Annotated in this window: 8 protein-coding genes and 1 tRNA gene; 5 read left to right on the forward strand and 4 right to left on the reverse strand. The window is 70.2% G+C overall.

The window, feature by feature from the left end; all coding sequences use genetic code 11:
* A partial coding sequence (locus tag AB0B91_RS63690; RefSeq protein WP_358342718.1) for a hypothetical protein occupies nt 1-297 on the reverse strand: 297 nt, incomplete at its 3' end.
* A gap of 217 nt (nt 298-514) precedes the next feature.
* On the opposite strand from AB0B91_RS63690, the gene AB0B91_RS63695 reads away from it, so the two are divergent.
* Together AB0B91_RS63695 and AB0B91_RS63700 are read left to right on the forward strand one after the other, a co-directional pair.
* Complete coding sequence (locus AB0B91_RS63695) at nt 515-2377, forward strand: S8 family serine peptidase (RefSeq protein ID WP_089002736.1); 1863 nt, start codon at nt 515-517, stop codon at nt 2375-2377.
* Between the two features lie 210 nt (nt 2378-2587).
* Nucleotides 2588-4183 carry a DUF11 domain-containing protein gene (locus tag AB0B91_RS63700; RefSeq protein ID WP_089002735.1) on the forward strand — a complete coding sequence of 532 codons (1596 nt, stop codon included), beginning with the start codon at nt 2588-2590 and terminating at the stop codon, nt 4181-4183.
* A 143-nt stretch (nt 4184-4326) separates the two neighbouring features.
* Here the strand turns inward: AB0B91_RS63700 and AB0B91_RS63705 are convergent, their stop codons facing one another.
* The 3 genes from AB0B91_RS63705 to AB0B91_RS63715 form a co-directional block, all read right to left on the reverse strand.
* Nucleotides 4327-5133, reverse strand: coding sequence for a WecB/TagA/CpsF family glycosyltransferase (locus tag AB0B91_RS63705; protein ID WP_089003783.1), 807 nt, complete (start codon nt 5131-5133; stop codon nt 4327-4329).
* Nucleotides 5130-6203: an NAD-dependent epimerase/dehydratase family protein gene (locus AB0B91_RS63710; protein ID WP_089002734.1), complete on the reverse strand. Its 1074-nt coding sequence runs from the start codon at nt 6201-6203 to the stop codon at nt 5130-5132. The genes AB0B91_RS63705 and AB0B91_RS63710 overlap by 4 nt, the downstream gene beginning before the upstream one ends.
* Nucleotides 6204-6311: 108 nt before the next feature.
* A tRNA-Leu gene (locus tag AB0B91_RS63715) sits at nt 6312-6397 on the reverse strand.
* A 225-nt stretch (nt 6398-6622) separates the two neighbouring features.
* Between AB0B91_RS63715 and AB0B91_RS63720 the strand changes: the two genes are divergently transcribed.
* The 3 genes from AB0B91_RS63720 to AB0B91_RS63730 all read left to right on the forward strand — a co-directional run.
* Nucleotides 6623-7411 carry a DUF3662 and FHA domain-containing protein gene (locus tag AB0B91_RS63720; protein WP_089002733.1) on the forward strand — a complete coding sequence of 263 codons (789 nt, stop codon included), beginning with the start codon at nt 6623-6625 and terminating at the stop codon, nt 7409-7411.
* A gap of 6 nt (nt 7412-7417) precedes the next feature.
* Nucleotides 7418-7903: an FHA domain-containing protein gene (locus AB0B91_RS63725; RefSeq protein ID WP_089002732.1), complete on the forward strand. Its 486-nt coding sequence runs from the start codon at nt 7418-7420 to the stop codon at nt 7901-7903.
* The coding region (locus AB0B91_RS63730) for a PP2C family serine/threonine-protein phosphatase (protein WP_358342722.1) at nt 7900-8773 on the forward strand (874 nt) is incomplete at its 3' end. The genes AB0B91_RS63725 and AB0B91_RS63730, both read left to right, overlap by 4 nt.

An 8773-nucleotide genomic window follows, 5' to 3' on the forward strand; every position in this document is an offset into this window, starting at 1 on the left:
ACCCGCCCGGAGCCGGCGTACCCGGCGCACCGTGCAGGCGGCGACCACGAGCGCGGGGAGCGCGGCGAGGGTGAGCCCGGCGGCCGCCCGGTCGGCGGCGGTCGCGCCGGCGCTGGAGAGCCCCGCGACCAGCACGGCGGCCGTCAGCCCCAGGCCGGTCAGCGTCAGGGCGAGCACCCATCCGGTGCGCCGTCGCAGGGTGCGGGCGTGGTCCAGCCGGGGCAGCCCGTCCGCGAGCCATCCGGCGGCGAGCCAGACGGCGGTCAGCGACAGCAGCACGGCGAGGTGACTCTCCATGACCCACAGCCTTGCCCGTTTTCGACGGTCATGAATCCGGGCAGGTCCCCGGTTCGTCCCGCAGCCGCCTCCCCTAGGGGCCATCTTCTCGATGTTATGGGTAAGTCGACATGTTTGAATTCCGGTTTACCCCCACCTACCCTCAGCTTGATCGGCATTCATCGATTCACTCGTCACGAACAGTTGGACGGTCGGTGCCGGTCGGAGGGAGTAGAAGATGGGTCTTCCACGCAGGTCCGTACTCGTCGGGGTGGCCACGCTGGCCATGGTGGCCACCGCCACGCCGGCCATGGCCGCCGAACCGGTGGGCACGATCCGCGCCGCGGGCGGTGCCACCGCCGTGGCCGACAGCTACATCGTCGTCTTCAAGGACAGCTCGGTCGCCCGCGGTGGGGTCGATGACTCCGCGCAGCGGCTGGTCGGCCGGCACGGCGGCTCCGTCGCCCGCACCTACGCCGCCGCGTTGCGCGGCTTCGAGGTCCGGGTCGGCGCGAAGGCCGCCGCCCGCATCGCCGCGGACCCCGCCGTGGCGTACGTCGAGCAGAACCACACGGTCTCCATCAGCGGCACCCAGACCAACCCGCCCTCCTGGGGCCTCGACCGGATCGACCAGCGCGCGCTGCCGCTGAACAGCTCCTACACGTACCCGAACACGGCGAGCAACGTGCACGCCTACATCATCGACACCGGCATCCGGTTCAGCCACAGCGACTTCGGTGGCCGGGCGGTCTCCGGCTACGACGCCGTCGACGGCGGTTCGGCCGACGACTGCAACGGGCACGGCACGCACGTCGCCGGCACCGTCGGCGGCTCGGCGTACGGCGTCGCCAAGGGCGTCCAGCTGGTCGGCGTACGGGTGCTGAACTGCCAGGGCAGCGGCACGAACGCCGGCGTCATCGCCGGTGTCGACTGGGTGACCGCCAACGCGGCCAAGCCGGCCGTGGCCAACATGAGCCTCGGCGGCGGCGCGAACACCACGCTCGACACCGCCGTACGCAACTCCATCAACTCCGGCGTGAGCTACGGCCTGGCGGCCGGCAACGACTCCGGCGGCAACGCCTGCAACACCTCGCCCGCCCGCACCGCCGAGGGCATCACCGTCGGGTCGACGACCAACACGGACGCCCGGTCGTCGTTCTCCAACATCGGCACCTGCCTGGACATCTTCGCGCCGGGCTCGTCGATCACCTCGGCGTGGCACACGAGCGACACCTCGACCAACACGATCAGCGGCACCTCGATGGCGACCCCGCACGTGGTGGGCGCGGCGGCCCTGGTGGCCAGCGCCAACCCGGCCTGGACGCCGCAGCAGGTCCGCGACTACCTGGTCAACAACGCCACCAGCAACGTGGTGACCAACCCGGGCACCGGCTCGCCCAACAAGCTGCTCTACGTCGTCAACGGCGACACCCCGCCGACCAACGACTTCTCCGTCTCGGTCTCGCCGACCTCGGGCTCGACCGCGCCGGGCGGCTCGGTGACCGCCACGGTCGCCACCGCCACCACCAACGGCTCCGCCCAGTCGGTGAGCCTGTCCGCCAGCGGCCTGCCGTCCGGGGCCACCGCCTCGTTCAGCCCGGCCACCGTCACCTCGGGCGGTTCCTCGACGCTGACCATCAGCACCTCGGCGAGCACCCCGCCCGGCACCTACTCCGTGACCGTGACGGGCACCGCGGCCTCCGGCAGCAGGACCGCGACCTACTCGCTGACGGTCACCGGCACCGGTGGCGGCGGCTGCTCCGGCACCAACGGCACCGACGTCGCGATCCCGGACACGGGTGCCACGGCCAGCAGCTCGATCGTGATCTCCGGCTGCGCCCGCAACGCCTCGTCGGCCTCCACCGTCGCGGTGAACATCGTGCACACCTACCGCGGTGACCTCGTCATCGACCTGGTCGCCCCGGACGGCTCGTCCTACCGGCTGAAGAACAGCAGCTTCTGGGACGGCGCGGACAACATCAACACCACCTACACGGCGAACCTGTCGAGCGAGGCGGCGAACGGCACCTGGCAGCTGCGGGTGCGCGACGTCTACTCGGGCGACACCGGGTACCTGAACACCTGGACGCTCACCCTCTGACAGAGTGACGAGGAAGGCCCCTTCCCAACGCATCCACGCGGGCGTAGGGAAGGGGCCTTCCTGACGCCTGCGGGCCTTGGCCGACGACCTGGCCGGGGCCCGCACTGTCGCGCCATGCCCGCTTGTGATGATCTTAGGACGATCGGTCAGGTGTTCTGCCTCAGGTTGCAGGATAAAGTGCGGCATCTATGTCAATTGACCGGAGAAAAAATGACACATGAGCCCCGGGTATGGTCTCGCGTCGCGGCAGGGGCGGCCGTACTGGCAACCGTCGCGATGATTGGTGCCCCGACGGCCGCCCATGCCGCGGATCCGCTGCCCGACCTGTCTGTCTCGTTCGACCGCGACCCGGTTGCCGAAATCGACAACAACGGCACCACCGTCGGCATGTACGTCTACAACTACGGCGGTGCCACCGCCACCGCGGTGACCGTGACGCTGGACCTGAGCAAGGTCGCCGACTCGGTCACCGTCTCGGTGCCGGAGTGGACCGATTCCTGCAAGCTTGCCGATGCCAAGGTCACTTGTGCCATCGGTGTCCTTCAGGCCGGCCAGGTCACGACCGTGAGCCCGCTGTCGCTGGCCAGCCGCCAGGGTGCCGTTCCTGGCGACGCGGGATCGGTCACCGTCACCATCGCCGGCGCGGAAGACGACATTTCCCCGGGCGACAACACCACCTCGTTCCCGGTCACGGTGAGTCCGTCCGGCCCCGACCTGGTCGCCGCGGCGCGGAACCTGAACAGCAAGGACGACCTGGTCGGCCCCGGCGATGTCGTCCCGCTGTACACGCGCGTCACGAACGAAGGCGACACGGCCGCGAGCGACTTCACCGTCAGAGTCGTCGTCCCCACCGGCGCCACGTTCGTCGAGCGGTACAGCGACTGCACCTACACGGACTACTACCCGAAGGACACCGGGCGGCCCTACGTCTACGGACCGGGCGAGGTCAGCTGCGTCGTGCCACTGACCCTGGCACCCGGAGACGCCCTGTGGCTGTTCGACGACGCGACAGGAAAGTCGCTGTTCAACGTCACCTTCGGCCGTAACCTGGCGGGTCCGCTCGAGTACTACGGCTTCTTCGACGTGGCCCTTGCCGGGGAGGCACGAGGGGCGAAGAAGACCGCCCGTGCCGAAGGTACCGGTCCGTCGTTCGCAGCGGCCGTACGCAAGCAGCAGGCGAAGGTCGCGAAGGGCGACGTCGACACGCGACGAGAACTCGACGAGTCGGACAACCAGGCGGACTTCGCGTTCTGGAGCAAGGGGAACACGCTTGACGTGGCCGTCACCGCCCCGGCCGTCAAGGGTGCCGTCGGGCAGACCGTCGACCTCACGTACGAGGTCGTGAACAACGGCCCGTCCGACGGTGGCGGCCCGTCAGTGGTCATCACCGCGCCGACCGGTACGGTGCTGCTCCCCGCCGAGTGGTGCTACACCGACGGCACCGAATACGAGTCGCTGCCGGAATCGACGAAGCTGCGCTGCAACTTCGAGAGCGAGTTCCCGACCGTTGCCTCCGGCTACGGCAGGATCACGGCGACCGTCCAATTGAAGATCAAGTCAGAGCCGGGCACCGACGGCACGGTCCACGCCCGCAGTGTCGGCGCGTCCGCCGAGTCCAATCCGCCGAACAACACCGCCCGCATCGTCATCACCACCGACGGTGGCGGTTCCGGCGGCGGTCTGCCGGTCACCGGCGTACCGGCCGGCTTCCTCGCGGGCGCGGGCGCTGCGGTGCTCGCGCTCGGTGCGGTGCTGATCGTGCTGTTCCGGCGCCGCCGAGTCGTGCTGCGGTTGCCGCACGACTGATCCGGCATTCGTGTGAGGGCAGGTGGTGGACCCGGAACTCCAGGCCCACCACCTGCCCTTTTGGCGCATGCTCCATGCACAGCCGCCGAGGGCCGGCCGGGCAGGGTGAAGCCGGACCGGACTCTGCTTCCGCCGCCGCAGACTCAGACGGAGAAGGTCGCCGGCCGATCCGTGGCCGGGGCCGGCGGCCGCGCCTTCCACAGCCCCGTCTTCTGCCCGGCGAGCCGGGTCAGGTAGGCCGGGTTGAGGATCACGTAGCGTCGCCACAGCCGCTTGGGCTCCAGGCCGAGGCGCCAGAACCACTCCAGGCCGGCCCGCTGCATCCACGGCGGGGGCTGGCGCAGCAGTCCGGCGTGGTAGTCGAAGGCCGCCCCGACCGCCATCAGCGGCATGTCCAGCAGCGGCCGCATGGCGTACGTGAAGACCTCCTGGCGCGGGCAGCCCAGGCCGACCAGCACGAGCCGGGCCCCGCTGGACCTGATCCGGTCGGCGATCTCCACGTCCTCGCCCGGCTGCACCGCCCGGAACTTGGACGGCTCGACGCCGGCGATCTTCAGAGCCGGGAACATCCGCTCCAGCGCCGGGATCAGCCTGGCCAGGGTCTCCTCGGTCGACCCGTAGAGGTAGACCGGCAGGCCCTCGTCGGCGAACCGGGAGAGCACGTGCAGGGTCAGGGTGGGGCCGTAGACCCGGTCGGTGAGCCCCGCGCCGTGCAGCAGGTTGAGCGCCCAGCGCACCGGCTGGCCGTCGGGGGTGACCACGTCGAAGGAGTTCAGCCGGGCGTTGTGCGCCGGGTCGAGCACCCCGGTCATCACGCCGTGCACGGCCAGCGCCGTCAGCGCCAGCGGGCGGCGCTCCTGCGCGGCGGCCACCACCTGCTCGGTCGCCGCGGCGTAGTCGGTGGCGTCGACCAGGACCCCGAGGACGTTCCGCTTGCCCTTGGCGGTCATGCCCCCGGCACCCACTTGTCCACGTTGGCCTCGTAGATCTCCCGCATGATCATGGGCACGTCGTAGATCTGCTTCCACTCGGGGTAGTCGGCCTGGAAGGCCTCGTTCGAGCCGATCCACCACTTGTGGTCGCCGATCCGGTTGGCCTCGACGTACTCGGTGACCATCTCCTGGCCGGTTATCTGCTCGGCGAGCGCGAACGCCTCGCGGTTGGAGGTGTTCGAGTGCCGCCCGCCGCCGAGGTTGTAGACCGCCGCCGGGCGCGGGTTACGGAAGAACGCCTCGAACGCGGAGACCACGTCCGAGCTGTGGATCGCGTCGCGGACCTGCTTGCCCTGGTAGCCGAAGATCTTGTACGTCCGGCGCTCCATGTTGGCGCGCATCACGTAGCCGAGGAAGCCGTGCAGTTCCGTCGCGGAGTGCGCCGGGCCGGTCAGCGTCCCGCCCCGGAAGCAGGCCGTACGCATGTCGAAGTAGCGGCCGTACTCCTGCACCATGACGTCGGCCGCCACCTTCGAGGCGCCGAAGATCGAGTGCAGGCAGGCGTCGATGGACATGTCCTCACGGATGCCCTGCTCGTACGGGTGCCCCGGCTCGATCTCCCAGCGCGACTCCAGCTCCACCAGCGGCAGGCTGTTCGGCCGGTCGCCGTAGACCTTGTTCGTCGAGCAGTGGATGACCGGCGCCTCGATGCAGTGCTCGCGCACGTTCTGCAGGACGTTGAGCGTGCCGGCGGCGTTCACGTCGAAGTCGGTGAACGGGTCGCGCACCGCCCAGTCGTGCGACGGCTGGGCGGCGGTGTGGATCACCACGGCGACGTCGGTGCCGTACCGCTGGAAGAGCTTGGCCAGCGCGGCCCGGTCCCGGATGTCGATGCTGTGGTGCGAGTACGCGGACCCCAGCTCGTCGGTCAGCCGGCGGACGTTCCACGCGGTGGACGCCTCCTCGCCGAAGAACTCCTGCCGCATGTCGTTGTCGATGCCGACGACCTCGAGACCGAGGCCGGCGAAGTGCCGGACCGCCTCGGAGCCGATCAGACCGCCCGACCCGGTCACGAACGCGACACTCACACGACACTCCTGGTCCGTCGGAGGCAGAAACCATCGGAGCATAGCGTGACGTACGGCACGCCCCGATACGGCGCAAGGGCCCCGCATCGCTGCGGAGCCCTCGCGTATTGGTGGGGAAGGGGGGAGTTGAACCCCCACGCCCTTTCGGGCACACGGACCTGAACCGTGCGCGTCTGCCATTCCGCCACTTCCCCGTGGCTTGACCTCGAACACTGTAGTCTGTGCCGGTCCTGCTGTCTCCAGCGGGCCCGGACATCCTACCCGGTCCGTGATCGTTGCGACGATTGGTTACCGTCCGAGGAGCGGTTACCGTTCGTGGCGGACGAAAGAGTAGCACGGCAGTATCGGCCCGTCCGAACGGGCCGCCGTCAGACGGCCGAGCGGCGTGTGAGCTGCGCGCGCGCCGGCCGGATACCATCATGTCCTCGGGACCCGAGGAGGAGCCGGTGAGCGTGCTGCAACGCTTCGAGAAGCGTCTGGAAGGCCTGGTCGAGGGGGCCTTCGCCAAGGTCTTCAAAGGGGTGGTCCACCCCGTGGAGATCCTCAACGCCATGCAGCGGGAGGCCGAGGCGCACAAGGCGATCCTGGCCGGTGGGCGCACGTTGGTGCCCAACCGCTACGTGATCGATCTCTCGCCCTACGACCACAGTCGTCTGGCGCCGTACGCCGCCGCGCTGGCCCAGGAGCTGGCCCAGTCGCAGGCGGAGTTCATCGGCGAGCAGGCCTGGACGGTCTACGGCGACGTGATCGTCGAGATCGAGCGCGGCGAGGGGCTGGACACCGGCATGTTCCGGGTCACCGCCGAGGTCTACACCGGCGGCGAGGTCGCCCCGGTCTCGGCACCCGGCTACGACTCGGGCCAGCCCGCCTACCCCGCGTACGACCAGGGGGGTGGCTACGGTCCCCCGCCCGGCCATGGCGGCGGCCGCAACGTGCGGCTGGTCTCCGGCGACGGGCGCACCTATCCCCTCCAGATGGGCTCGACCGTGATCGGCCGTGGCGACCAGGCCAACCTGCGCCTGCCCGACGTCGGGATCTCGCGGCGACACGCCCGGCTGGACTTCGACGGCGGTCAGGTCGTGCTGACCGACCTCGGGTCGACCAACGGCACCATGGTCAACGGCCAGCGGGTCTCCGCCGTCGCGCTCAACCCCGGCGACATGATCCAGCTGGGCACCACGACGCTGACCTTCCGCGTGGACGGCTGACCCGCGTTGCCGGAACTCGTCATCACCGTCGCCCGGTTCGGGTTCCTCATCCTGCTGTGGATCTTCGTGTTCACAGTGGTCGGCGTGATCCGCCGGGACCTCTTCGCGGGCGCCCGGTCGGGCCGGCTGGTGGCCGCCCCCCGGGCGGTCGGCGCCACGCTCGGGCAGGCGTCGAAGCCGGCGAAGGCGAAGCGGGGCAGGGCGGCGCACCAGCTCGTGGTGACCGCCGGTCAGCTGGCCGGGACCCGGATCACCCTCGGCGAAGCCCAGATCACCATCGGCCGGGCCGAGGATTCGACCCTCGTCATCACCGACGACTACGCCTCGGCACGGCACGCCCGTCTGGTGCCCCGCGACGGCCAGTGGTTCGTCGAGGACCTCGGCTCGACTAACGGCACCTACCTGGATCGCGCTAAGGTCACCGGACCAACCCCCGTCCCCCTCGGCGTGCCGATCCGGATCGGCCGCACTTCTCTCGAATTACGGCCATGACTCTGACCCTGCGCTATGCGGCCCACAGCGACCGCGGTCTGATCCGAGACGGTAATCAGGATTCCGTCTACGCCGGGCCGCGGCTACTCGCCGTCGCCGACGGCATGGGCGGCATGGCCGCCGGTGACGTCGCCAGCAACATCGTCATCGGTGCCATGGCGCCGCTCGACGAGGACGTCCCAGGTGACGCTCTCGTCGACGCGTTGCGTTCGGCCGTGGGCACCGCCAACCAGCAGCTCCGCGACACCGTGGACGCCAACCCCCAGTTGGAGGGGATGGGCACCACGCTCACCGCGACCCTCTTCTCCGGCAGCAAGCTGGGCATGGTCCACATCGGTGACTCGCGGGCCTATCTCCTGCGCAACGGCGAGTTCGCGCAGATCACCAAGGACGACACGTACGTCCAGATGCTCGTCGACGAGGGCCGGATCAGCGCCGAGGAGGCGAGCAGCCACCCGCAGCGGTCGCTGCTCACCCGCGCGCTCGACGGCCGCGACATCGACCCGGAATACAGCGTCCGCCAGGTGCTCCCCGGCGACCGCTACCTGATCTGCAGCGACGGCCTCTCGGGTGTGGTCAGCGCCGACACCATCGGCGAGACGATGCGCGAGTACGCCGACCCGCAGCAGTGCGTCGAGCGGCTGGTGCAGCTCGCCCTGCGCGGCGGCGGCCCGGACAACATCACCGTGATCATCGCGGACGCCACCGACCAGGACATCGTCGAGGCGAGCCCGATCGTCGGCGGCGCCGCCGCCCGGGACCGGGGCATGGCGACCTCCGCCGACGTCTCCACTCCGGCCGCCCGCGCGTCCGCCCTCTCCGCGCCCCGCCCGCCCGCACCCGAGGAGCCGTCGGCCGGCGCCGACGACG

The organism is Nonomuraea sp. NPDC049141 (assembly GCF_040648415.1).
Classification (GTDB): Bacteria; Actinomycetota; Actinomycetes; order Streptosporangiales; family Streptosporangiaceae; genus Nonomuraea.

What these genes read in the sequence shown, in the direction of transcription:
- AB0B91_RS63700 (WP_089002735.1), top strand. Translation starts at nt 2,588, where the DNA reads ATGACACATGAGCCCCGGGTATGGTCTCGCGTCGCGGCAGGGGCGGCC.
- AB0B91_RS63705 (WP_089003783.1), bottom strand. Translation starts at nt 5,133, where the DNA reads ATGACCGCCAAGGGCAAGCGGAACGTCCTCGGGGTCCTGGTCGACGCC.
- AB0B91_RS63695 (WP_089002736.1), top strand. Translation starts at nt 515, where the DNA reads ATGGGTCTTCCACGCAGGTCCGTACTCGTCGGGGTGGCCACGCTGGCC.
- AB0B91_RS63720 (WP_089002733.1), top strand. Translation starts at nt 6,623, where the DNA reads ATGTCCTCGGGACCCGAGGAGGAGCCGGTGAGCGTGCTGCAACGCTTC.